We start from the raw sequence: 23,884 nt of genomic DNA, 5'->3' as shown, positions 1-23,884 counted from the left end.
GATCGCTCCGCATTGATGATGACGAAAAGCAGGACCCGTCAAGGGCTTTTCAAGCCACTATTCGGAGACAGGTCGCGCCAGGGCAATTTCCCCCTGAGCACGCATTGCCGCCAAAGGAGCCGGTGCGCGGCCCGTCATCCGCTCGACCTGGAGCACCGCCTGATGCACCAGCAGATCCAGGCCGCCGACCACGGCACCCCCGTGCGCCGACCAACGGGCAGCGAGTGCGGTGGGCCACGGGTCGTACAGCACATCGAAGAGCGTGGCCGGCTTCTCGGGAACGGACATGGCCAGCGCGTCGGTGGCGCCTGCCGGCGTTGTGGCGATCACGAGCGGTGCACGAAGTGCCTGTTCGGCATCCGCCCACTCGGCAGTGCGCACCTCGACACCGAGCCGAGATCCCCACTCATACATCTCGGCCGCGCGCGCCCTGCTGCGCACGTACACCACGACCTCGCCGTCGCAGATCCGTGACAGCGCCGCCAGGGCAGACGACGCGGTCGCGCCTGCGCCAAGGATCGCCGCGGTCTCCACCTTCGCGATGCCGCGCTCATTCAACGCAGCGACCATGCCAGGAATGTCGGTGTTATCGCCGACGCGGCGGCCATCCGCTTTGAACAGCACGGTGTTCACCGCTTCGACCGAAGCCGCCACGTCACTGATCTCGTCGAGCAGCGGGATCACCGCTCGCTTCAGCGGCATCGTCAGCGACAGGCCCCGCCACTCAGGGCCAAGCCTCTCCATGAAACCCGGCAGTGCCGCCTCGTCGACCTCGAAGCGGTCGTACGTCCAGTCCGCCAGGCGCAGTTCCGCATAGGCGGCACGGTGCAGCACCGGGGAGAGGGAGTGGGCGATCGGGGAGCCGAGTACCGCCGCCTTCTTGTTGTCCGACACAGCCAGGACCTCAGTTCTCGCTCTGCTTCTTCGCTTGCTGCCGCTTGTTGAATTCCCTGACAAGCTTCATGTGGTCGGTGAGATTCGTGGTGAAGTCCGTCTTCTTCTGATCGACCGAGATGAAGTAGAGCCACTTCTTGGCGTTGTCAGGGTTGATGGCGGCCTTCAGCGCATCCTCGCCCGGGTTGCCGATCGGACCGGGCGGCAGGCCCCGGTAGAAGTACGTGTTGTACGGGTCGTCGTAGTTCCGGATCTCTTCCGTACTGATGTCGAGTTTGCTCTGGTTCTTCAGATAGTTGAAGGTCGAGTCGAATTCGAGTTTCTGATTGGTGTCGGTGTTGCTCGGTGCGAGCCGGTTGTAGATGACCGCTGCCATCTTCCGGAAGTCGTCGTGCGTCATGCCTTCGGCCTGCGTGAGGCTGGCGACGGTGATGAGCTGCAGCGGCGACTTGAGGTGGAACTTCCTGGCGTTCGCCTCCGGGTCGTACTTCGCGTACTCCTTGGTGGCGCGTCCGACCATCTGCTTGAGCACATCGGCGGGTTTCGCGTTGTCCCCGACGCTGTATGTCGACGGATAGAGGAAACCTTCGAGCGGGTCCTTTATCTTCGCGCCGTCGTTTGCCCAGGACGGCAGCCCGAGACTGTTGAGCTGCTTCTCGGCGACGTCCTTGGTCGTGCCCGCCTTGAGCTTCAGCTTCTGGTCGATGAGTTGATATACCGCACCGGCCCGCAGTCCCTCGCGGATCGTGAGGCCGTTGCGGCTCTTGGGGTCCAGCATCAGCTCGACGGCCGAGGCGGCCGACATCTGCTTGCGGAGGGTGTACGTTCCCGGCTGCAGAGTCTTGTTGCCGGCCGCCTCGCTGAAGGCGGCCTCGCTCTTGACCACGCCGTTCTTCTCGAGGATCCGGCCCATCGCCGAGATCGGCGACCCGTCCGGGATGTCGACCTGGACCGCGCCCGAGCCCTCGCCCTCGTAGTCCGGGGCCGGGCCGAAGTGGCTCATGAAGAAGTCGTAGCCGAAGTAGCCGACGGCACCGACCGCGCCGGCGAAGACCAGGGTGACGACCAGGCAGGCGGTACCGCTGCGGCGTTTGTTCTTCTTGTTCTTCTTGCCGCGGCGCTCACGGCCGGAGCGCCCTTCGCGCGGGTCGTCGTCGTAGTCGTCCCGGTCGTCGCGGTCGTCCCCGTACGGGCCGTCCACACCGTCGGAGAAGAACGGGTGCTCGGGCTCCGGTGCGCGCGGCGGCTCCGGCTCGGCCCGCCAGTCGTCGGCGGCGGCGTCCTCATAAGGGGCCGCGGTCGGCTGGTCGTAGTGCTGAGGGGGGTAGTGCTGCTGGTGTGCCGGTGCCTGCTGCGGATGCTGCCGGTAGGCGTCCTGCTGGCCGTAGGGGCTCTGACCGGCGCCGCCGTACGGGTCGGCCGGCGGATGCTGCCCGTAGGGGTCGTACGGGTCGTAGTGCAGTTGCCCGGTCTGGGAGCCGTCCCAGCCCCCGTCGTAGGGCTGTTGTGGGTGCTGCTGCTGGGGGCCCGTGTACTGCTGCGGGGCGGACTGCTGCCCGCCCCACTGAGGCTGCTGCGCCTGGCCTCCGTAGGAACCCTGGTCTCCGTAGAGCGGGTCCTCGGGATGCCACGGTTCGGAGCCGTAGCCCCGGCCATACTCGGTCATCGATCCCCTAGAGCCGAGAGGCGGTGCGCTCCGGTCCGGCAGCGCGCTTGCTGTGTCGATCCGCCTCTACTTGCACGTGCGGCTGTTCGAACCACCGCCACATCGCGCGGCACGTTACCGTATCGCGATCAGATGACCACTTCGACGCTCTCGCCCGGAGGCTCCCCGGAGACCCGCTCGGTCTCCAGCGCGCTCTGCAGGATGACCACCGCGGCGGCCTGGTCGACCACCGAGCGGCCCTTCTTGCTGCGCACCCCGGAGGCCCGCAGGCCCTGGGTCGCGGTGACCGTCGACATCCGCTCGTCTACCAGCCGGACCCCTACGGGTGCGATGGTGCGCGCCAGCTCCTGGGCGAAGGCCCGGACCTTGGCCGCGGCCGGCCCCTCTCCCCCACTGAGGGAGCGGGGCAGGCCGACCACGACTTCGAGCGGCTCGTACTCCTCGACGATCGCCTTGAGCCGGCGGTGCGCCGCGGGGACGTCACGTCCCGGCACGGTCTCGACGGGGGTGGCGAGGACCCCGTCGGGGTCGCACGAGGCGACCCCGATGCGGGCGTCCCCGACATCCACCGCGAGGCGCCGGCCGCGTCGCATCTCACTCACGCGCGTCAGGCCGCCTCGGCCACGAGGCGCTCGACGGCCTCGATGGCCTCGGGCACCGCGGCGGCGTTCTGGCCGCCGCCCTGGGCGACGTCCGGCTTGCCGCCGCCACCGCCACCGAGCGTCTTGGCGGCCGTACGGACCAGGTCGCCGGCCTTGATGCCGCGCTCGCGGGCGGCCTCGTTGGTGGCGACGACGGTCACCGGACGGCCGTTGGCGACCGTGAACAGCGCCACGACGACGGCGCGGTCGCCCTGGATCCGGCCGCGGACGTCCAGCACGAGCTTGCGCAGGTCGTCGGCGGAGGTGCCGTCCGGGACCTGGGCGGCGGCCAGCGCCACGCCCCGCACGTCCTTGGCGCCCTCGGCCAGCCCGGCGGCGGCCTGCAGCACCTTCTCGGCGCGGAACTTCTCGATCTCCTTCTCGGCGTCCTTGAGCTTGGCCAGGACACCGGAGATCTTCTCCGGCAGCTCCTCCGGGCGTCCCTTGACCAGCTCGGTGAGCTGGGAGACGACCGTGTGCTCACGGGCCAGGAACCGGTAGGCGTCCACGCCGACCAGCGCCTCGACGCGGCGTACGCCGGAGCCGATGGAGGACTCGCCCAGCAGCTTCACCAGACCCAGCTGGGCGGTGTTGTGGACGTGCGTGCCGCCGCACAGCTCCTTGGAGAAGTCCCCGATGGTGACCACGCGGACCCGGTCGCCGTACTTCTCGCCGAACTCGGCGATGGCGCCCTGCTTCTTGGCGTCCTCCATGCTCATGACCTCGGCGTGCACGTCGAGCTCACGGGCCAGCACGTCGTTGATCTTCTGCTCGACGTCCGTGAGGACCGATCCGGGCACCGCGGTGGGCGAGCCGAAGTCGAAGCGGAAGCGGCCCGGGGAGTTCTCCGAACCGGCCTGGGCGGCCGTCGGGCCCAGGGCGTCGCGCAGCGCCTGGTGGGTGAGGTGGGTGGCGCTGTGGGCGCGGGCGATGGCGCGGCGGCGGGTGACGTCGATGGCGGCGTACGCGGACGCGCCGAGCACCACCTCGCCGACCTGGACGGCGCCCTTGTGGACGGTGACGCCGGGCACCGGCTGCTGGACGTCGCGGATCTCGACGACGGCGCCGGAGTCCAGCTTGATCCGGCCGGTGTCGGCGAGCTGGCCGCCGCCCTCGGCGTAGAACGGGGTGCGGTCCAGCACGACCTCGACCTCGTCGCCTTCGTGGGCGGCGGGGGCCGGGACACCGTTGACCAGCAGGCCGACGACGGTGGACTCGCCCTCGGTGGCGCTGTAGCCGGTGAACTCCGTGGAGCCGGACCTGTCGGCGACCTCGCGGTAGGCGGACAGGTCGGCGTGGCCGTGCTTCTTGGCCTGGGCGTCGGCCTTGGCGCGCTCCCGCTGCTCCTTCATCAGGCGGCGGAAGCCGTCCTCGTCCACCGAGAGGCCCTGCTCGGCGGCCATTTCGAGGGTGAGGTCGATCGGGAAGCCCCAGGTGTCGTGGAGCAGGAAGGCCTTGTCGCCGGCCAGGACCGTGCCGCCGGCGGCCTTGGTGTCCGTGACGGCGGTGTCGAGGATGTTGGTGCCGGCCTTGAGCGTCTTGACGAAGGCGGCTTCCTCGGCGAGGGCGACCGTCTCGATGCGGCGGCGGTCCTCGATCAGCTCCGGGTACTGCTGGCCCATGGTCGTGATGACGACGTCCAGCAGCTCGCCGACGACCAGGTCCTTGGCGCCCAGCAGGCGCATGTTGCGGATGGCGCGGCGCATGATGCGGCGCAGGACGTAGCCGCGGCCCTCGTTCCCGGGTGTGACGCCGTCGCCGATGAGCATCGTGGACGTGCGCAGGTGGTCGGCGACCACGCGCAGCGAGACGTCGGAGTCGTGCGAGTGGCCGTAGCGGACGCCGGTCAGCTCGGTGGCCTTGTCGATGACGACGCGCAGGGTGTCCGTCTCGTACATGTTGGGGACGTCCTGCAGGATCATCGCCAGGCGCTCGAGGCCGAGGCCGGTGTCGATGTTCTTGCTGGGCAGCTCGCCGAGGATCTCGAAGTCCTCCTTGCCGGTGCCCGCGCCGCGCTCGTACTGCATGAAGACCAGGTTCCAGATCTCCACGTACCGCTCGTCGTTGACGGCCGGGCCGCCCTCGACGCCGAACTCGGGGCCGCGGTCGTAGTTGATCTCGGAGCACGGGCCGCAGGGGCCCGGGACGCCCATGGACCAGTAGTTCTCCTTCTTGCCCAGCCGCTGGATGCGCTCCTTGGGCACGCCGACGACCTCGTGCCAGATGCGCTCGGCCTCGTCGTCGTCGAGGTAGACGGTGATCCACAGGCGCTCGGGGTCGAGGCCGTAGCCGCCGTCGGCCTGCGAGCTGGTCAGCAGCTCCCAGGCGTACTTGATGGCGCCTTCCTTGAAGTAGTCGCCGAAGGAGAAGTTGCCGCACATCTGGAAGAACGTGCCGTGCCGGGTGGTCTTGCCGACCTCTTCGATGTCCGGTGTACGGACGCACTTCTGGACGCTGGTGGCGCGCGGGGCGGGCGGCTTGACCTCGCCGAGGAAGTACGGCTTGAAGGGGACCATGCCCGCGTTGACGAGCAGCAGCGTCGGGTCGTCCGCGATGAGCGACGCCGACGGCACGACGGTGTGCCCGCGCTCCTCGAAGAAGCGCAGCCAGCGGCGGCGGATTTCAGCCGACTCCATCAGTGGTCCTCTTTTCCAGTCGGTCCGGTCAGACCGTTCGGTCCGGTTGCTTTGGTGGTTCTGTGATGCGGTTCGAGCACCGCGCGGCGCGGTGCGGGCAGCTCGCGCACCTCGGCCGGCTCGCTCAGGCCGAGGGCGTCGTGCAACTGCTCTTCACGGTCCGCCATTCCGGTCCGTACGTCCAATGCAAATTGGCGCAACCGGTTTCCGGTCTCGACGGCCTTCTCCGCGGCCTGGGCGGCGAGGCTGTCGGGCTGCAGCTTGCGCAGCTTTTGGTGGACCTTGTTCGTGGCCCACACCCCGGCGGCGGCGCCGGTGGTGAACCAGAATGCGCGGCGGAACATCGCTGTGATCAGTCCTTGGAGCGACGGTTGCGGCGCCCGCCGCGGCGGGCGCCGGGCAGGGTACGGCCGACGACGACGGTGCGCTCTGCGCGCCCAGCAGGGTCTGCCGCGCCCTTCTTGCCGATCGCGCGGCGCACGCCGTAGCCGAACGCGGCCACCTTGACCAGCGGTCCGCCGAAGGCGGAGGAGACGGTCGAGGAGAGCGCGGAGGCGTTGGCGGTGACTTCCTGCACGTCGGCGGCGATCGCGTCGACACGGGCGAGCTGGGTGTGCGCGGAGCGGACCGTCGCGGACGCGTCGGCCAGGAGCGGAACGGCCTTCTCGGACACCTCGGCCACCATCTTCGTGGTCGCCTTGAGCGTCTGCGCGAGCCTCACCAGTACGAGGGCGAGGAACGACACGAGGATCGCCCAGAAGACGGCCACGAGGATCCCGGCCACCTCTCCACCGGACACGCTGGCACCACTCTCCGACTGGTCTGGGCTGGGCTCGTTCCCGCTCGACTGTCCCGCTCGAACGGCAACCTTGACCTTATCGCGCCGTGACTGTCCGTCCGTACCCCGTTCCCGGCGCCACGAGGAGGGCCCGGGCGGAACGCGACGGCATGATTGTACGGTCCGCATCGCGCCGAGTACTCTCCGTGTGCCATGCGACGCCTCACGCGCCCCGGGCCCTCCGATCGCCCGCCCCCCGAGCGGTCGCGGGGCCCCGGCAACCTTCCCGCGGAGCTCGATCGGTTCGTCGGCCGCGACGACGAACTGTCCGCGCTGGCACGGCGGCTGGAGTCGGCCCGGCTCGTCACCCTCACCGGCCTCGGCGGCGTGGGGAAGTCACGTCTCGCCGCACACAGTGCGGCGATCTTGCAGGATCGCTTCTGCGACGGGGTGTGGCTGGTCGAGCTGGATTCCCTGCGCGCGCCCCACCTCCTGGACCACACCGTCGCCGAGGCGCTGGCGGCGGACGACCGCGGCGGACGACCGGTGCGCGCCGCGCTCCGCGCGCACCTCGCGGAGCGCGAGCTGCTGCTCGTCCTGGACGGTTACGACCACCTGGTCGAGGCGTGTGCCGAGCTGACCGCGGAGCTGCTGCGGCACTGCCCCGGGCTGCGGGTGCTGGCCGCCGGCCGGCGGCCGCTGGGCATTCCGGGCGAACACGTGGTGCCGCTGGCGCCGATGGCCGCGGCCGACGCCGCCGCGCTGTTCGCCGACCGCGCCGCGTCGGTCGTCGCCGGCTTCACCGTCGAGGTGTCCGAAGAGGCCGCGGTCGGCGAGCTGTGCCGGCGCCTCGACGGCGTTCCGCTCGCGCTGGAACTGGCCGCGGGCCGGCTGCGCGCGCTCTCCGTCAACCAGGTGCTGCACCGCCTCGACGACCGCTTCCGACTGCTGACCGGCGGCGCCCGCGGCACCCCGCCCCGGCACCGGACGCTGCGGACCGCGATCGGATGGAGCCATGAGCTGTGTACTCCCGGGGAGCGGCTGCTGTGGGCGCGGTTGTCGGTCTTCGCCGGGCAGTTCGACCTGGAGGCCGCCGAATACGTCTGTGCGGGCCCGGAGCTGCCGGTCGAGGAAATCCTCGACGTCGTCGCGGAGTTGGTCGCCCAGTCGGTCCTGGTGCGCGAGGAGAGCGCGGCCGGTGTGCGCTACCGGATGCTGGACACCGTACGGGCCTACGGCGCGGACTGGCTGGACGCGACCGGCGACACCGCCCGGCTCCGGCGCCGGCACCGCGACTGGTACCTGGGGCTGGCGACCTGGTGCGAGCTGGACTGGTTCAGCCCCCGGCAGGCCGAGATCGCCGCCCGGATCGAGGCCGAACTGCCCAATCTGCGGGTGGCGCTGGAGCAGAGCCTGGCGAGCGCCGCCGACACCCACCTGGGCCAGTACCTGGCGGGCACCCTGTGGTTCTACTGGGTGGGCTGCGGCCGGATCTCGGAGGGCCGGCACTGGCTGGACCGGGCCCTGGAGCTGGAGAGCGACCACGACGAGGCACGGTTGAAGGCGCTGTGGGTGACCGGCCATGTCGCGGTGCTCCAGGGGGACACCGTCGGCGCGCTGGGGGCGCTGCGGGAGTGCAGCGAGAAGGCCGAGCGGACCGGGAACGCCACCGCGGCCGCGTACGCGCTGCACCGCACCGGCTGTCTTGCCCTGGTCTGCGACGATCTGCCGCGCGCGGAGGAGCTGCTGCGCGGCGCGCTGGCGCGCTACCGGGAGATCGGGGAGCTGGGCGGCACGGCGCTGAGGGCGCAGCTCGCGCTGGCGATGGCGGCGGCCTTCCAGGGGGAGCTGGCGAAGGCCGTGCGGCTGGGCCAGGAGGTGCTGGAGGCCTGTGAGGGCCACGGCGAGCGCTGGACGCTGACCTACGCACAGTTCGTACTGGCCTACGCCGCGTGGTGCCAGGGCGACGGCGGACGGGCCCGCACGCTGCTGGAGGAGGCCTTGGCCGTCGACCACGCCTTCCACGACCTGCTGGGCGCGGTGCTGGCGATCGAGCTGCTGGCGCTGGTGACGCTCGGCGAGGGCGATGCGCGGGAGGCGGCGGTGCTCCAGGGCGCCGCGGGGCGGATCTGGCCGTCGGTGGGGCTGCCGCTGTTCGGCTCGCGCCACTACAGGCGGCTGCACACGCTGTGCGAGGAGCAGGCGCGGCAGCGGCTCGGGGACGAGGCGTACGAGCGCGCGCTGGGCGCGGGCGGGCGGCTCGACCTGGACACGGTGGTGGCCCGGATCCTGCGGCCCGCGGACCGGCCGCCCGCACCGCGCCGCACGGTACGGATCGCGCCGCCCGCCACGAACGAGCCCGCCGCCTCCCCCTCCGCGAGCGGCGGCGGGGAGACGGCGGGCTGAGCGTGGTGCTGCGCCTGCGGTGGTGCTTAGCGGGCGTAGTACTCGACGACGAGCTGCTCGTCGCAGATCACCGGGATCTCCTTGCGGTTGGGGTCCCGGTCGAGGCGGAACGCCAGAGCCTGGAGGTTGACCTCGAGGTAGCGCGGGGTCTCGCCGTCGGGGGCGTAGCCACCCTCACGCGCGACCTGGAAGGGGTGCTTCTCGCGGCTGCGCTCGCGGACCATCACGACGTCGCCGGGGCGGACGCGGAAGGACGGCTTGTCGACCTTGCGGTCGTTCACCGAGATGTGGCCGTGGACGACCATCTGGCGGGCCTGGTAGATCGTGCGGGCGATGCCCGAACGCAGGACGAGCGCGTCCAGACGGCGCTCAAGCTCGATGATCAGCGCTTCGCCGGTCTTGCCTTCGACCTTCCGAGCGCGGTCGTAGGCGCGCGCCATCTGACGCTCGCTGATGTCGTACTGCGCACGCAGACGCTGCTTCTCGAGCAGGCGGACCTTGTAGTCACTGTTCTGCTTGCGGCCACGGCCGTGCTCGCCGGGCGGGTAGGGACGGGCCTCGAAGTACTTGACGGCCTTCGGCGTCAGCGCGATGCCGAGCGCGCGCGACTTCTTGACCTTGGGACGCGACTGGTTCACGTGGAACGGACCTCCGTGTAAGTTAGGTGAGGCTTACCTTAGCGCGAGGAGAACGCATGTTTCGACCTGGGATCCCCCTGCCCAGTGCTGGTCACAGCACAGAGGCGGGTCAGCCGCGTCCCGTGGAAGACGCCCAGCAGCCGACCGCCGCTGAGCGCGTACGAACCCTCGTCGAGTCCCATGGTATGGCGTCTTTGAGCATCCCCGGTGTCGAGGACCCCGACGAGACCGGGCTCTCGGCGCCCGTCTGCCGGACCGTCACACCCGAAGGAGACGTGCTGTTGCTGGTCCCTGGGGACTCCGCGGCGGCTCGGGCGGCCGCGCACGCGCAGGATGATGATCTTGCCGCAGTGATGGAGATCACGGACGTGGCACCGGTTTCGGTGCCCCATCGCATCCGCGGACGGGCCTGGGTGGCCGGCTGGCTGACCCCCGTACGCAATGAGCAGCGTGCCGAGGCGGCGATGCTGCTCGCCGAGCGGCACCCCGTGGGCGAGCTGCTCGGCATCGGCGAGGCGCTGCAGCCGGACCCGGCACCGGGCCTGTACGGGCGGACCGCCTGGATGATGCTGCGCCTGGAGGTCGGTGAGGGCGCGGTGGACGACCTGTGGGGCGCCGAGGCCGTCGAACCGGACGACTTCGCCGACGCGGTGCCCGATCCGCTGGTCGCCCACGAGGCGGAGCTGCTGCAGCATCTGCACGCGGCGCACAGCGAGCAGGTGCGCGGACTGTGCGCCCTGCTGGGCGACCGCGGCCGGGTGTGCGCAGCGCGTGACCGGGCGGTGCCCGTGGGCCTGGACCGCTTCGGCCTGCGGGTGCGGTTCGTCCGGGGGGCCGGGGGCCGTACCCCGGAGGACTGCGGCACCGATGGCGAGCAGCACGCCTTCGACGCCCGCTTCGACTTCCCCGAACCCGTACGGGACGTGGCGGAGCTGCGGCGGGCGATGCATGTGCTCTTCGAGGCGGCGGCCGAGTAGTCCGGCGGCCGGCCGGCCCGATGCCGGCCGGCCCCTGACGCGCGGGGCTATTCGGCGCCACCCTCGCCGGTGGCGCCGCGCAGACGGGCCCGCACCCGCTCGGCCACGTCGGCGTAGCGTGCCTCCGCGCCATGGCGGGTGGGCTCGTAGTACCGCCTGCCGTGCACCTCGTCCGGCGCGTACTGCTGGGCCGCGATGCCGCCCGGCAGGTCGTGCGGGTACTGGTAGCCCTGGCCGTGGCCGAGCTTCTGGGCGCCCTTGTAGTGGCTGTCGCGCAGATGGGGCGGGACCGCACCAGCCCGGCCGGCCCGGACGTCCGCCAGCGCCGCGTCGATGGCCGTGTAGGCGGCGTTGGACTTCGGCGCCAGGGCGAGCGCGATGGTGGCCTGGCTCAGCGTGATCCGGGCCTCGGGGAAGCCGATCAGCGCCACGGCCTGGGCGGCGGCGACCGCGGTCTGCAGGGCCGACGGATCCGCCAGTCCGATGTCCTCGCTCGCCGAGATCATCAGCCGGCGGGCGATGAACCGCGGGTCCTCACCGGCCTCGATCATCCGCGCCAGATAATGCAGCGCGGCGTCGACGTCCGAACCACGGATCGACTTGATCAACGCGCTGGCGACGTCGTAGTGCTGGTCGCCGTCCCGGTCGTACTTCACCGCGGCGCGGTCGACGGACTCCTCCAGGGTCTGGAGGGTGATCTCCTTCTCCCCCTTGGCCAGCGCGGATCCGGCGCCGGCCTCCAGGGCCGTCAGCGCGCGCCGGGCGTCGCCGCCGGCGATGCGCAGCAGATGCGCCTCGGTGTCCCCGGGGAGGGTGACCGCCCCGGCGAGCCCGCGCGCATCGGTCAGCGCGCGGCGCAGCAGCCCGCGCAGATCGTCGTCCGTGAGCGGTTCGAGCGTCAGCAGCAGCGACCGGGACAGCAGCGGGGAGATCACCGAGAAGTACGGGTTCTCGGTCGTCGCGGCGATCAGGGTGACCCAGCGGTTCTCCACGGCGGGCAGCAGGGAGTCCTGCTGGGCCTTGCTGAAGCGGTGGATCTCGTCGAGGAAGAGGACGGTCTCCTTGCCGAAGCCGCCGGAGGCGCGCCGGGCGCCGTCGATGACCGCGCGGACCTCCTTGACCCCGGCCGTGATCGCCGACAGCTCCACGAAGCGCTTGTTCGTCGCCTGGCTGACCACATACGCCAAGGTCGTCTTGCCGATGCCGGGCGGCCCCCACAGGAACACCGACGACGGCCCCGCGGGCCCCCCGCTGCCCTCCCCCACCAGGCGGCGCAGCGGTGAGCCCGGTTTGAGCAGATGCTGCTGGCCCACCACCTCGTCGAGGGTGCGCGGACGCATCCGCACGGCGAGCGGAGACCCCGCGGGGTCCTTCTCCTGGCGGTCTTCGGCGGCGGCGGTGAACAGGTCGGGCTCCACGTCGACGAGCCTATGCCACCCCACTGACAACGCCCCGGCCCGCCGGGGGACGGGACCGGGGCGGGCAGTGCGCGAGGCGTGGCCTACAGCAGGGTGCTCCAGTAGGACCACCACTTGGTGAGGATCAACAGGGCGATCACGCCGTACCAGAGGACCGGTACGACCCAGTGGAACTCCAGCACCGTGCGGCGCAGCCCCTCGGGGGCCGGGATGACGCCGTGCTTGATGTTGTGCACGGTGGTGTACCAGAACATCAGGATCGTCACGCACCAGGTCAGCGTGCACCACAGGCACAGCGCGTTGATGCTGTACAGCGACTGGGTCATCAGCCACATGCAGAAGACCGCGGCGAGCCCGGTGCCGATGTTCAGCCCGATCCAGTACCAGCGGCGGAAGCGGGCGCCGGCGAGCAGGGCCATGCCGATCGCGATGATCACGCCGAAGCCGACCAGACCTGCCAGCGGGTTCGGGAAGCCGAAGACCTCCGCCTGCTTGCTCTGCATGACGCTGCCGCAGGAGATGATCGGGTTGAAGCTGCAGGCCGGCTTGAAGTTCGGGTCCTTCAGCAGCTCGAACTTGTCCAGCGTGATGATCCATGCGGCCAGGCCGCCCAGCGCTCCGGTGATCACCAGGAGCAGGGCGAGGCCGCGGCCCGAGCCGATGGTGCTCGGGCCGCTCGCGTGGTCGTCGTCGATGGACACGTCGTCAACCGCTGTCGTCGTCATATCGCCGTTCCGTCGGTCCCTTGGGAGATGGGCTGCGCGGACCGGCCCGCGGGGCCGCGGCCGCGCCCTTCATTCTGCCTCAAGCACACCGGGCACCGCCGTTCGCTGCGCGTAAACACGGCGAATTCGCGGGCCCGGCGTCGACCGACCGGCGGCCTCAGCCCAGCCGGCGGCGGACCTCGTCGGCCACCGCGGCCAGCGCGACGGGGGTCTGCTCGCCGCTCTCGAGGTCCTTGAGCTGGACCACGCCTTCGGCCAGATCCCGCTCGCCGGCCACCAGAGCCAGCCGTGCGCCGGAGCGGTTGGCGGACTTCATGGCGTTCTTCAGGCCCTTGCCGCCGTACGCGAAGTCGGTGGCGACGCCGGCCCGGCGCAGCTCGGTGACCGTGCCGAAGAGCACCCGGCGGGCCTCCTCGCCGAGCGGTACGGCGTACACGGCGGTGGCGGCGGGGATGTCGAGCGTGATGCCCTCCGCCTCCAGCGCCAGCACCGTGCGGTCCACGCCCAGCGCCCATCCCACGGACGGCAGCGCGGGGCCGCCGATCATCTCCGACAGGCCGTCGTAGCGGCCGCCGCCGCCCACCGCGGACTGCGAGCCGAGGCCGTCGTGGACGAACTCGAAGGTGGTGCGGGTGTAGTAGTCCAGGCCGCGGACCAGCTTCTCGTCGTCCTCGAAGGCCACGCCCGCCGCCGTCAGCAGCTCCCGGACCTGCTCGTGGTACGCCTTGCACGCCTCGCACAGGTAGTCGCGCAGCATCGGCGCCCCGGCCAGCTGCCGCTGGACGGACTCGCGCTTGTCGTCCAGGACGCGCAGCGGGTTGATGTCGACCCGGCGCCGGGTGTCGTCGTCCAGGTCGAGCCCGCGCAGGAAGTCCTGCAGCGCGGCGCGGTAGACGGGGCGGCACTCCTTGTCGCCCAGGGAGTTGAGCAGGATGCGGAAGTCGCGCAGCCCCAGGGCGCGGTACGCCTGGTCGGCCAGGATGATCAACTCGGCGTCCAGCGCCGGGTCCTCGGCACCGATGGCCTCCGCGCCGACCTGCGAGAAGTGGCGGTAGCGGCCCTTCTGCGGACGCTCGTAGCGGTAGTACGAGCCCGAGTACCAGAGCTTGACCGGGAGGTTGCCGGACTTGTGGAGGTTGGCCTCCAGTGCGGCGCGCAGCACGGACGCGGTGCCCTCGGGGCGCAGCGCGAGCCGGTCGCCGCCCTTGGTCTCGAAGGCGTACATCTCCTTGGTCACGATGTCGGTGGACTCGCCGACGCCGCGCGCGAACAGTTCGACGTTCTCGAAGCCGGGCGTCTCGATGTAGCCGTAACCGGAGTTCTTCAGCGGCGCGGCGATCGCCTCGCGCACCGCGAGGTAGGTGGCGGACTGCGGCGGAATCAGGTCGTACGTGCCCTTGGGGGCCTTGAAGGTGCTCACGAAGCTCTCGTCACATTCCTCGTCGTGGAGCGGCGCTGAAGCCGTCTCCGAGGCCGGCCGCCACCTCCCGCAGGAACGGGTTGGTGGCGCGCTCGCGGCCGATGGTGGTCTGGGGGCCGTGGCCGGACAGGACGACGGTCGAGTCCTCCAGCGGCAGGCACACGCGCGCCAGCGACTGCAGGATCTCGGCGTGGTCGCCGCCCGGCAGGTCGGTGCGTCCGATGGAGCCGGCGAAGAGCAGGTCGCCCGAGAAGAAGACCGGCGGAACGTCCGCCTGCTCGGGCATCCGGAACGTCACCGACCCCTTGGTATGGCCGGGCGCATGCGCGACGGAGAACCGCATTCCGGCCAGTTCCAGGTCGGTGCCGTCGCTCAGCTCCTTGACGTCGTCCGGCTCCCCCACCGTCAGTTCGCCCATGAGCTGCCGACCGATGGAGCGGCCAAGGGCCCGCTCGGGGTCGCTCATCATGTAGCGGTCCTCGGGGTGGATCCAGGCCGGGACGTCGTGCGCGCCGCACACGGGGACGACCGAGGCGACATGGTCGATATGGCCGTGGGTGAGGACGACCGCGACGGGCTTGAGCCGATGCTTTGCGACCGCGTCCTCGACTCCCTGGGCCGCTTGGTGGCCCGGGTCGATGATGACGCACTCCTCGCCGGCGGCGGGGGCTACCAAGTAGCAGTTGGTGCCCCAGGCCCCGGCGGGGAACCCGGCAATCAGCACGTTCGTCCTTAAAGGTCGGTGTGGAGGGCGCCGCGCAAGGCCGCTCCCGGACATCTCGGCAGCTCCAGAGCCTACCGGCGCGACTCCCGCCAGGGCGAACCCGTATACGGTACGGCCACGGCGGAGGCGATCGGCGGGCGAGGACCTCGGCGCCCGGACACCGCACTGCTCGGACACATCGATGATCGGACAAGGAGACGACCGGTGGTCAGCAAGGATCAGCGGCGGCGGCAGCTCGCCCGGGAGAAGTTCGAGCGTCAGCAGCAGCGGCGGTCCACCGCCCGGAGCAAGGCCAGGCGACGCAATGTGATCATCGCGTCCGCCGTGGCCGTGGCACTGGCCGCCGGCGCCGCGGCCTACGCCTCGGCGGGACTGGCCGGCGACGACCAGGTGGCGGCCGACGCGACACCGTCCGCGGCGCCGGACCCGTGCGCCAGGCCCGCGAAGGGTGCGCCCTCGACGAAGACCTGGAAGAAGGAACCGGCGATGTCCGTCGACACCGCGGCCTCCTACTCGGTGAAGCTGACGACGACCTGCGGCACGATCGGTCTGAAGCTGGACGCGGGCAAGGCGCCGCACACCGTCAACTCGTTCGCCTTCCTGGCCCGTCAGGGCTACTTCGACCACAGCCGCTGCCACCGCCTGGTGGACCAGGGCATCCACGTCCTGCAGTGCGGCGACCCGACGGCCACGGGCAAGGGCTCGCCCGGCTACACCCTCCCCGACGAGAACCTCAAGGACGCCCGGCTCAAGGGCGGTGTGTATCCGGCGGGCACGGTCGCGATGGCCAACACCTACGACGGGCAGAACGACAAGACCCGCAACTCCGGCGGCAGCCAGTTCTTCCTCGTCTTCGAGGACAGCCGGCTGCCCCCCGACTACACGCCGTTCGGGACGATCACGGGCGGCATGGACGTGCTGCGCAAGATCGCCGACGCGGGCTCCACGCCCGACCCGCAGACCCGCAACACCGCGCCCAACGCCACCGTCGTGATCGACCGGGCGAGCGTGCGGAAGTCCTGACCGGCGGACCGGGGCGGGGGCGGCGCGGCGTCGCCCCCGGGTGCGCACCGTGGAATTTCGGTCGCGCTGGATGCGGACAGCCGAGCGCCGTTCGCCTAGATTGGCGTTGGGTAGGGTGCCTGCTCCGACGGCTGCCACCCTCACCCGCAAGACAGCCCGTCGGACCGGCCAGGGCGCGGCTCTGCCGGACAGAAACTGTGGACGATGCCGGGGGGGCCGCACGCCCCCGTCGGCATCATGTGGAGGAGGCGCTGTGAGCAGCGACCCATGGGGCCGCGTCGATGAGACGGGGACCGTGTACGTGCGTACCGCCGATGGCGAGCAGGTCGTCGGATCGTGGCAGGCGGGCACTCCCGAGGAGGCCCTCGCCTACTTCGAGCGCAAGTATGAGGGCCTGGTCGTCGAAATCGGCCTCCTCGAGCGCCGGGTCAGGACCACCGACCTGTCGGCGAAGGACGCGAGCACCGCGATCGACCATCTGCGCCAGCAGGTCGACGAGCACCACGCGGTCGGCGATCTGGACGCGCTCAGGAAGCGGCTGGACAAGCTCGTCGAGGCGGTCGAGTCGCGCCGCGAGGAGCGCAAGGCGCAGAAGGCCAAGCAGAGCGACGAGGCCCGTAAGGCCAAGGAGCAGCTGGTCGCCGAGGCCGAGGAGCTGGCGGCCAGTGAGCAGTGGCGGGCGGCCGGTGAGCGGCTGCGCGCGCTGGTCGACACCTGGAAGGGCCTGCCGCGGCTGGACCGCAAGGCGGACGACGAGCTGTGGCACCGCTTCTCGCACGCCCGCTCGGCGTTCTCCAAGCGGCGCAAGGCGCACTTCGCGTCGCTGGACGCGCAGCGCGAGGAGTCCCGCAAGGCCAAGGAGAAGCTGGTCGCCGAGGCCGAGTCGCTGTCGGCCTCGACGGACTGGGGCGCCACCGCCGCCCGCTACCGCGAGCTGATGGCGGAGTGGAAGGCCGCGGGCCGCGCGCAGCGCGAGCACGAGGACGACCTGTGGAACCGCTTCCGCGGCGCCCAGGACGTCTTCTTCCAGGCGCGCGGCGAGGTCTTCGCGGAGCGCGACGCCGAGCAGCGGGAGAACCTCACCCGCAAGGAGGAGCTTGCCGTCGAGGCCGAGAAGCTGCTCCCGGTCACCGACCTGAAGGCCGCACGGTCCGCGTTCCGGTCGATCAACGAGCGGTGGGAGGCCATCGGCCACGTCCCGCGGGACGCCCGCCCCAAGATCGAGGGCCGGATGCACGCCGTGGAGCGCGCCATCCAGGAAGCCGAAGAGGCCGAGTGGCGCCGGACGAACCCCGAGGCGCGGGCCCGCGCCGCGGGGCTGACCGGTCAGCTCCAGGACGCCGTCGACAAGCTGCAGAAGCAGATCGACACGGCCCGGGCGGCCGGCAACGACGCCAAGGCCGACAAGCTCGGCCGGGAGCTGGAGGGCCGCAAGGCCCTGCTGGACCAGGCGCTGAAGGGCCTTGAGGAGTTCGGCGGCTGAGCGCCCCTTTGCGGCTGAACCTCCCCCACGCTTAAGGCGCGGGGGGGGACCCCCATCGCTCTCGCGGAGGTGGTTGCTCGCCGTCGGGGTTCCTCCATTGATGGCTGAGGCGCCCGATACGAAGGAGGGCCCCGGTACTTCCGTACCGGGGCCCTCCTCGTGCGCGCGGCTACGGCCTGCGGGCCGACGTCACCCGGTACACGTCGTACACGCCCTCCACGCCCCGGACCGCCTTCAGCACATGCCCCAGATGCTTCGGGTCGCCCATCTCGAAGGTGAAGCGGGAGGTGGCGACGCGGTCGCGGGAGGTCTGGACGGCCGCCGAGAGGATGTTGACGTGCTGGTCCGACAGGACCCGCGTGACGTCCGACAGCAGCCGGGAGCGGTCCAGCGCCTCGACCTGGATGGCGACCAGGAAGACCGAGGACTGGGTGGGCGCCCACTCGACGTCCAGGATCCGCTCCGGCTGCCGGGACAGCGAGTCGACGTTGAGGCAGTCGGCGCGGTGCACCGAGACGCCGCTGCCGCGGGTGACGAAGCCGATGATGGGGTCGCCCGGGACCGGCGTACAGCAGCGGGCGAGCTTGACCCAGACGTCGTCGACGCCCTTGACGACCACACCGGGGTCGGCGCTGGAGCGGCGCTTGGAGCGCGGCCGGATCGGGGTGGACTCGGCGATGTCCTCGGTGGCCTCGTCCTGGCCGCCGAGCGCCTGCACCAGCTTCTGGACGACGCCCTGCGCCGCGACATGTCCCTCGCCGATGGCGGCGTAGAGCGAGGAGATGTCCGGATAGCGCATCTCGTGCGCGAGGGTCACCAGGGAGTCGCCGGTCAGGATCCGCTGGATCGGCAGGTTCTGCTTGCGCATGGCCCGCGCGATGGCGTCCTTGCCCTGCTCGATGGCCTCGTCGCGGCGCTCCTTGGAGAACCAGCCGCGGATCTTGTTCCGGGCGCGCGGGGACTTGACGAAGCCGAGCCAGTCCCGGGACGGCCCGGCACCCGGGGCCTTGGAGGTGAAGACCTCCACCAGGTCGCCGTTGTCCAGGGTCGATTCGAGCGGGACGAGACGTCCGTTGACCCGCGCCCCTATCGTGCGGTGGCCGACCTCGGTGTGCACCGCGTAGGCGAAGTCGACGGGCGTGGCGCCGGCCGGCAGCGCTATCACATCGCCCTTCGGCGTGAAGACGAAGACCTCGTTGCGGGACAGGTCGAAGCGCAGCGACTCCAGGAACTCGCCGGGGTCCTCGGTCTCCTTCTGCCAGTCCAGCAGCTGCCGCAGCCAGGCCATGTCGTTGACGGTGTCCTGGCCCTTGCCCGCGTTCTTCGGCACATCCGTACGGATCTTGGAGGCGCCGGCCACCGCTTCCTGCTTGTACTTCCAGTGCGCGGCGATGCCGTACTCGGCGCGGCGGTGCATGTCGAAGGTGCGGATCTGGAGTTCGACCGGCTTGCCGCTGGGCCCGATGACCGTCGTGTGCAGCGACTGGTACATGTTGAACTTCGGCATCGCGATGTAGTCCTTGAACCGGCCGGGGACCGGGTTCCATCGCGCGTGGATGGTGCCGAGGGCGGCGTAGCAGTCACGGACGGTGTCGACGAGGACGCGGATGCCCACCAGGTCGTAGATCTCGGCGAAGTCGCGGCCGCGCACGATCATCTTCTGGTAGACGCTGTAGTAGTGCTTCGGGCGGCCGGTGACGGTGGCCTTGATGCGGGCGGCGCGCAGGTCGGCCTGGACCTCGTCGGTCACTATCGCCAGATACTCGTCCCGCTTGGGCGCCCGCTCGGCGACCAGCCGCACGATCTCGTCGTACATCTTGGGGTAGAGGATCGCGAAGGCGAGGTCCTCCAGCTCCCACTTGATGGTGTTCATGCCCAGGCGGTGGGCGAGCGGAGCGTAGATCTCCAGCGTCTCGCGGGCCTTCTTCTCCTGCTTCTCCCGCTTGAGGTAGCGCATGGTGCGCATGTTGTGCAGGCGGTCGGCCAGCTTGATGACCAGCACACGCGGGTCCTTGGCCATCGCGACGACCATCTTGCGGACCGTCTCGGCCTGCGCGGCCTCACCGAACTTGACCTTGTCGAGCTTGGTGACGCCGTCGACCAGCAGCGCGACCTGGTCGCCGAAGTCCCGGCGCAGGGTGTCCAGGCCGTACTCGGTGTCCTCGACGGTGTCGTGCAGCAGGCCCGCCATCAGCGTCGCCGGGTCCATGCCCAGCTCGGCGAGGATGGTGGTGACGGCCAGCGGGTGGGTGATGTACGGGTCGCCGCTCTTGCGCTTCTGGCCGCGGTGCCAGCGCTCGGCGACCTGATAGGCCCGCTCCACCTGGCGCAGCGTCGCGGTCTCGATCTTGGGGTCGTTGCCGCGCACGGCCCGCAGCAGCGGCTCCAGGACCGGGTTGTACGGGCTGGAGCGCTGGACGCCCAGCCGGGCGAGGCGGGCCCGTACCCGGTTGGGGGAACCGGAGCGGCCCGCGGGGGTCGGCGGCAGCGGCTTGGGCGCGGCCGGCTGGTCGGCCTTGGCGGGCGGCTTGGGCGCACGCGTGGCCGGGGAGGCGGCGGGCGCCTGCCGGGACTGCTCGGTGGGGGACGTGGCGGGCCGGCCGGCCGGCGGCCGGGACCCCGCGCCTGCGTCGGGAGCGCCGGGCCGCTCGGGCCGGGGCGCGTCCTTGGAAGCCGCGTCCTTCGGCTTCGGCTCGTCCGGGCGCGCGGCGTCGGATCCCGCCGGACGCAGTCCGGGGGAGAGCGGCTGGGCCTCGTCTGGCAAGAGCACTCCTCAAGCGGTTCCGGACCCCAGGACCTCGAACGGGTCGGGGTGCCATGGTATCGACCCCGCGGCGGCGGCTCCCCCGCGGCCATGGGTCCGTACATGACACAGCAGCAGGGGCACCCGGATTCTTCCGGATGCCCCTGCTGCTCGTGTGGTGTGCGAAGGCTGCCCGCCAGGGGCTCAGACCGTGATCAGAGCCTCCAGGGGAGCGCCCCGCAGACCCGGCGAAAGCCGCTGCCGCCCGGCCAGGAAACCCAGCTCCATCAGCACCGCCAGGCCGGCGACCTCGGCGCCCGCGCGGCGGATGAGCTGCAGCGAGGCGTCGGCGGTGCCGCCGGTGGCGAGCACGTCGTCGATGACCAGCACCCGGTCACCCGGGGCCAGTGCGTCGGCGTGGATCTCGATCTCGGCGGTGCCGTACTCCAGCTCGTAGGCCTGGCCGAGCGTCGCTCCGGGCAGCTTTCCGGCCTTGCGTACGGGCACGAAGCCGATGCCGGCGCGGACCGCCACGGGGGCGGCGAGTATGAAGCCGCGTGCCTCCAGACCCACCACCTTGTCGGCGCGATGCCGTGCGCACAGCTCGACGAAGGCGTCGGTGAGCGCCCCGAAGGCCACCGGGTCGGACAGCAGCGGGGTGATGTCCTTGAACATCACCCCGGGCTTGGGATAGTCCGGGACATCGGTGATCCGGCTGAGCAGCAGCTCCTGCAGGGCCGCGGGGGCGCAAGGCGAAGCCTCGCTGCGCTCGCTCATCGGCGCTTGCCCGACGAGCGGCCGCGTCCGCGGGGGCGGGAGGGGGGCTGCCGGCGCGGACCGACGACCGCGGCGTCCTCCTCCTCGTCGGTGTCCGCCCCACCGGGGGCGGCGTCCTGCGGCTCCTCCTGGCTCGCGCCCTTGGCCGCCGCGGCGGCGCGCTTGGCCTTGATCCGCTTGGCCAGCGCCTTCATCTCCGGCTCGGCGTTCTTGAAGTCGGCGACGAGCGGGGTGGCGATGAAGATCGAGGAGTACGCACCGGCGGCGAGGCCGACGAACAGGGCCAGCGAGATGTCGTTGAGCATGCCCGCGCCCAGCACGCCACCGCCGACGAACAACAGACCGGCGACCGGGAGCAACGCCACGACGGTGGTGTTGATGGAGCGGACCAGCGTGCTGTTGATGGAGCGGTTGGCGATCTCGCTGTAGGTGAAGCGGGTCTGCTTGGTGATGTCCTTGGAGGCTTCCTTGAGGCTGTCGAAGACGACGACCGTGTCGTACAGCGAGTAGCCGAGGATGGTCAGCAGACCGATGACCGTGCCGGGCGTGACCTCGAAGCCGACCAGGGCGTACACGCCGACCGTGATCGTGAGGTCGTGGACCAGCGCGATCAGGGCGGCGAGCGCCATCCGCCACTCGAAGGCGATGGCCAGATAGATCACCACGAGGACCATGAAGATCCCCAGGCCCAGCCAGGCCTTGTTGGCGATCTGCTCACCCCAGCTCGGGCCGACCAGCTGGGTGTTGACGTCCTTGACCGGGATGCTCAGGTCCTTGGCGAGCTCCTCCTGGACCGGCACCGCCTGCTTGGTGTCCAGGCCGCTGATCTGGATGCGCAGCGCGCCGTCGCCGAGCTTCTGCACCACGGCCTGGTGGCCGCCCGCCGCCGACTCGGCCTTGTGCTGGGCCTCGGAGGCGGACACGGAGGTGGCCGGGGTGGTGAAGACCGCGCCGCCGGAGAACTCGATGCCCATGTTCAGACCGCGCACCGCCAGGCCGACGATGGCCGTGATGGTGATGAGGATCGAGATGCCGTACCAGATCTTCCGCTTGCCGATGAAGTCGTAGCCGACCTCGCCGCGGTAGAGCCGGGCGCCGATGTTTCCGAGCTTGGACATCTCACGCCTCCTTCGTCTGGGTGGGGGCGGTGCCGCGGCGGCGGCGCAGCGGTGGCTTGGCGCCCAGGCGCTGGGGGTCGAGGCCGGACCAGGAGTGGCCCTCGTAGAAGAACTTCCGCCGGGCCAGCAGCGTCATCAGGGGCTTGGTGAAGAGGAAGACCACCACGACGTCGAGGACGGTGGTCAGGCCGAGGGTGAAGGCGAAGCCCTGCACCTTGCCGACGGTGACGATGAACAGCACCGCGGCGGCCAGGAACGACACGAAGTCGGAGACCAGGATCGTGCGGCGGGCCCGCGGCCAGCCGCGCTCCACGGCCGGGCGCAGGGTGCGGCCCTCGCGGATCTCGTCCCGGATGCGTTCGAAGTAGACGATGAACGAGTCGGCGGTGATGCCGATGGCGACGATGGCGCCGCAGACCGCCGGGAGGTTCAGCGCGAACCCGATGGCCGGACCGAGCAGCGTCATGATCGTGTACGTCAGGATCGCCGAGACGCACAGGCTCGCCAGCGCGACCAGCGCCAGGCCCCGGTAGTAGGCGATCAGGTAGACGACGACCAGGGCGAGGCCGATGGCGCCGGCGATCAGACCGGCGTGCAGCTGCTCGCCGCCGAGGGCCGCGGTGACCGTGGTCTCGTCGTCGATCTTGAAGGAGAGGGGCAGCGCGCCGTAGGACAGCATGTTGCCGAGGTCCTCGGCGGACTGCTGGGTGAAGCCGCCGGAGATGGTGGCGTTGCCGCCGTTGAGCCGCTCGCTGACCCGCGGGTCGGAGACCACCGCGCCGTCCAGGACGATCGCGAACTGGTTCTGCGGCTGCGTCTTGGTGGCGAGCTTGCCGGTGATGTCCGCGAACTTCTTGCCGCCGTCGGAGGTGAAGTCCATCTGGACGATCCAGCCCTGCCCCTGCTGGCTGTCGAAGACGGCCTTGGCGCCCTTGACGTCGGTGCCCTCGACGGCGATCGGACCCAGCACGTACTTCTGGGTGCCGTCGTCCTTGCAGGCCACGATCGGGTCGGACGGCTTGGCGCCGGCGGCCTTCTCGCCGGCCACGGCACGATTCTTCTTCGTGGAGCAGTCCAGCGCGTTCAGCTGCTTCTGGAGGGCCGGCGGGATCTCCTCGGCGCCGGGGAGCGCCGGCGGCGTCGGAGGCGCGGAGGGCTTGCCCGACGGGGTGGGCTTCGCGGACGGTGCCTTCTTCAGCGCGTCCGTCACGGCGCGGCCCTGCGTCGTCGGCTTGGCGCTCGGCGATTGCGAGGAGGAGGCGTTCTGCTGGGTGCCCGGCTTGTCCTTGGCCTTGTCCCCGGACGCCTTGTCGTCCTTGCCCTTGTCGCCGGCACCGCTCTTGGAGGGGCTGGGCTCGGGTGTCTTGGTGCCCACGGTGGTGGTCAGCACCGGCCGGAACCCGAGCTGGGCGGTGGTACCGACCTGCTGGCGGGCCTGCTTCGCGTCCGTCCCCTTGGGGATGTTCACGATGATGTGGTTGCTGCCCTGCGTCTGGACCTCGGACTCGGTCACGCCGAGACCGTTGACCCGTCGCTCCATGATGTCGGCGGCGGTCTTCATGTTGGTCTCGTTGATCGCGTTGGGCCTGCCCGGCTGGTTCTGGGCCGCCAGCGTGAAGCTGGTGCCGCCCGCCAGGTCGATGCCCAGACGGGGCGTCAGCGTGCCGGAGTAGAACATGCCTCCGATCAGCCCCGCCATCGCGATCAGGACCAGGATCAGGGTGCGGCCCGGATGCCCCTGGCTCGCGGGCGCCCTGCGGCCCTTCTTCGGTGCTGCCACCTTCTCGTTTCTCCCTGTCCAACCCCTCGGCCCGGGG

The 23,884-nt window shown here is 70.9% G+C and carries 19 protein-coding genes; 4 read left to right on the top strand and 15 right to left on the bottom strand.

Annotated features, from left to right (window positions below; genetic code table 11):
• Positions 1–57: 57 nt before the first annotated feature.
• From ACFWZH_RS13720 to ACFWZH_RS13695, 6 genes are all read right to left on the bottom strand, one after another.
• Complete coding sequence (locus tag ACFWZH_RS13720) at positions 58–894, bottom strand: shikimate dehydrogenase (RefSeq protein ID WP_384429061.1); 837 nt, start codon at positions 892–894, stop codon at positions 58–60.
• A gap of 10 nt (positions 895–904) precedes the next feature.
• Complete coding sequence (mltG, locus tag ACFWZH_RS13715; protein WP_384429059.1) at positions 905–2,560, bottom strand: endolytic transglycosylase MltG; 1,656 nt, start codon at positions 2,558–2,560, stop codon at positions 905–907.
• Positions 2,561–2,688: 128 nt separating this feature from the next.
• A complete protein-coding gene (gene ruvX, locus ACFWZH_RS13710; RefSeq protein WP_384429127.1) occupies positions 2,689–3,153 on the bottom strand; it encodes a Holliday junction resolvase RuvX in 465 nt (154 codons plus the stop codon).
• Between the two features lie 14 nt (positions 3,154–3,167).
• On the bottom strand, positions 3,168–5,837 hold the full coding sequence (alaS, locus tag ACFWZH_RS13705; protein ID WP_384429056.1) for an alanine--tRNA ligase: 2,670 nt from the start codon (positions 5,835–5,837) through the stop codon (positions 3,168–3,170).
• The gene (locus tag ACFWZH_RS13700) at positions 5,837–6,181 is read right to left on the bottom strand and encodes a DUF6167 family protein (protein ID WP_384429054.1); all 345 of its coding nucleotides are present in this window, start codon (positions 6,179–6,181) and stop codon (positions 5,837–5,839) included. Before ACFWZH_RS13700 ends, alaS begins: the two co-directional genes overlap by 1 nt.
• A gap of 8 nt (positions 6,182–6,189) precedes the next feature.
• Positions 6,190–6,621: a DUF948 domain-containing protein gene (locus ACFWZH_RS13695; protein ID WP_384429124.1), complete on the bottom strand. Its 432-nt coding sequence runs from the start codon at positions 6,619–6,621 to the stop codon at positions 6,190–6,192.
• 207 nt (positions 6,622–6,828) lie between these two features.
• On the opposite strand from ACFWZH_RS13695, the gene ACFWZH_RS13690 reads away from it, so the two are divergent.
• A complete protein-coding gene (locus ACFWZH_RS13690) occupies positions 6,829–9,021 on the top strand; it encodes an ATP-binding protein (RefSeq protein ID WP_384429051.1) in 2,193 nt (730 codons plus the stop codon).
• A 26-nt stretch (positions 9,022–9,047) separates the two neighbouring features.
• Here the strand turns inward: ACFWZH_RS13690 and rpsD are convergent, their stop codons facing one another.
• On the bottom strand, positions 9,048–9,659 hold the full coding sequence (gene rpsD / locus ACFWZH_RS13685; protein ID WP_384429048.1) for a 30S ribosomal protein S4: 612 nt from the start codon (positions 9,657–9,659) through the stop codon (positions 9,048–9,050).
• A gap of 185 nt (positions 9,660–9,844) precedes the next feature.
• Between rpsD and ACFWZH_RS13680 the strand changes: the two genes are divergently transcribed.
• On the top strand, positions 9,845–10,636 hold the full coding sequence (locus tag ACFWZH_RS13680; protein ID WP_384429045.1) for a DUF2470 domain-containing protein: 792 nt from the start codon (positions 9,845–9,847) through the stop codon (positions 10,634–10,636).
• 47 nt (positions 10,637–10,683) lie between these two features.
• Here ACFWZH_RS13680 and ACFWZH_RS13675 read toward each other — a convergent pair whose 3' ends face one another.
• The 4 genes from ACFWZH_RS13675 to ACFWZH_RS13660 form a co-directional block, all read right to left on the bottom strand.
• Positions 10,684–12,054 (bottom strand): replication-associated recombination protein A, encoded by a 1,371-nt coding sequence (locus tag ACFWZH_RS13675; RefSeq protein WP_384429042.1) that lies wholly within the window; start codon positions 12,052–12,054, stop codon positions 10,684–10,686.
• 83 nt (positions 12,055–12,137) lie between these two features.
• Positions 12,138–12,779 carry a vitamin K epoxide reductase family protein gene (locus tag ACFWZH_RS13670; RefSeq protein ID WP_384429040.1) on the bottom strand — a complete coding sequence of 214 codons (642 nt, stop codon included), beginning with the start codon at positions 12,777–12,779 and terminating at the stop codon, positions 12,138–12,140.
• Between the two features lie 157 nt (positions 12,780–12,936).
• Positions 12,937–14,199 carry a histidine--tRNA ligase gene (gene hisS / locus ACFWZH_RS13665; protein ID WP_384429037.1) on the bottom strand — a complete coding sequence of 421 codons (1,263 nt, stop codon included), beginning with the start codon at positions 14,197–14,199 and terminating at the stop codon, positions 12,937–12,939.
• A gap of 10 nt (positions 14,200–14,209) precedes the next feature.
• Positions 14,210–14,923, bottom strand: coding sequence for an MBL fold metallo-hydrolase (locus ACFWZH_RS13660; RefSeq protein ID WP_384429034.1), 714 nt, complete (start codon positions 14,921–14,923; stop codon positions 14,210–14,212).
• Positions 14,924–15,127: 204 nt separating this feature from the next.
• On the opposite strand from ACFWZH_RS13660, the gene ACFWZH_RS13655 reads away from it, so the two are divergent.
• On the top strand, positions 15,128–15,946 hold the full coding sequence (locus ACFWZH_RS13655) for a peptidylprolyl isomerase (protein WP_384429031.1): 819 nt from the start codon (positions 15,128–15,130) through the stop codon (positions 15,944–15,946).
• Positions 15,947–16,199: 253 nt separating this feature from the next.
• Positions 16,200–17,429: a DUF349 domain-containing protein gene (locus ACFWZH_RS13650; RefSeq protein WP_384429029.1), complete on the top strand. Its 1,230-nt coding sequence runs from the start codon at positions 16,200–16,202 to the stop codon at positions 17,427–17,429.
• Positions 17,430–17,598: 169 nt separating this feature from the next.
• Here ACFWZH_RS13650 and ACFWZH_RS13645 read toward each other — a convergent pair whose 3' ends face one another.
• From ACFWZH_RS13645 to secD, 4 genes are all read right to left on the bottom strand, one after another.
• On the bottom strand, positions 17,599–20,193 hold the full coding sequence (locus tag ACFWZH_RS13645; RefSeq protein WP_384429026.1) for a RelA/SpoT family protein: 2,595 nt from the start codon (positions 20,191–20,193) through the stop codon (positions 17,599–17,601).
• A gap of 183 nt (positions 20,194–20,376) precedes the next feature.
• Positions 20,377–20,949, bottom strand: a complete 573-nt coding sequence (locus ACFWZH_RS13640) for an adenine phosphoribosyltransferase (protein WP_384429023.1) — start codon at positions 20,947–20,949, stop codon at positions 20,377–20,379.
• Positions 20,946–22,067 (bottom strand): protein translocase subunit SecF, encoded by a 1,122-nt coding sequence (gene secF / locus ACFWZH_RS13635; protein ID WP_384429020.1) that lies wholly within the window; start codon positions 22,065–22,067, stop codon positions 20,946–20,948. The genes ACFWZH_RS13640 and secF overlap by 4 nt, the downstream gene beginning before the upstream one ends.
• 1 nt (position 22,068) lies before the next feature.
• Positions 22,069–23,847: a protein translocase subunit SecD gene (gene secD / locus ACFWZH_RS13630; RefSeq protein WP_384429018.1), complete on the bottom strand. Its 1,779-nt coding sequence runs from the start codon at positions 23,845–23,847 to the stop codon at positions 22,069–22,071.
• Positions 23,848–23,884: the final 37 nt, after the last annotated feature.

It is taken from the genome of Streptomyces sp. NPDC059008 (assembly GCF_042749045.1).
In the GTDB taxonomy this organism is placed as follows: Bacteria; Actinomycetota; Actinomycetes; order Streptomycetales; family Streptomycetaceae; genus Streptomyces.
Note: the sequence above shows the minus strand (reverse complement) of the source record. Positions and strands in the feature narration are given on the sequence as shown.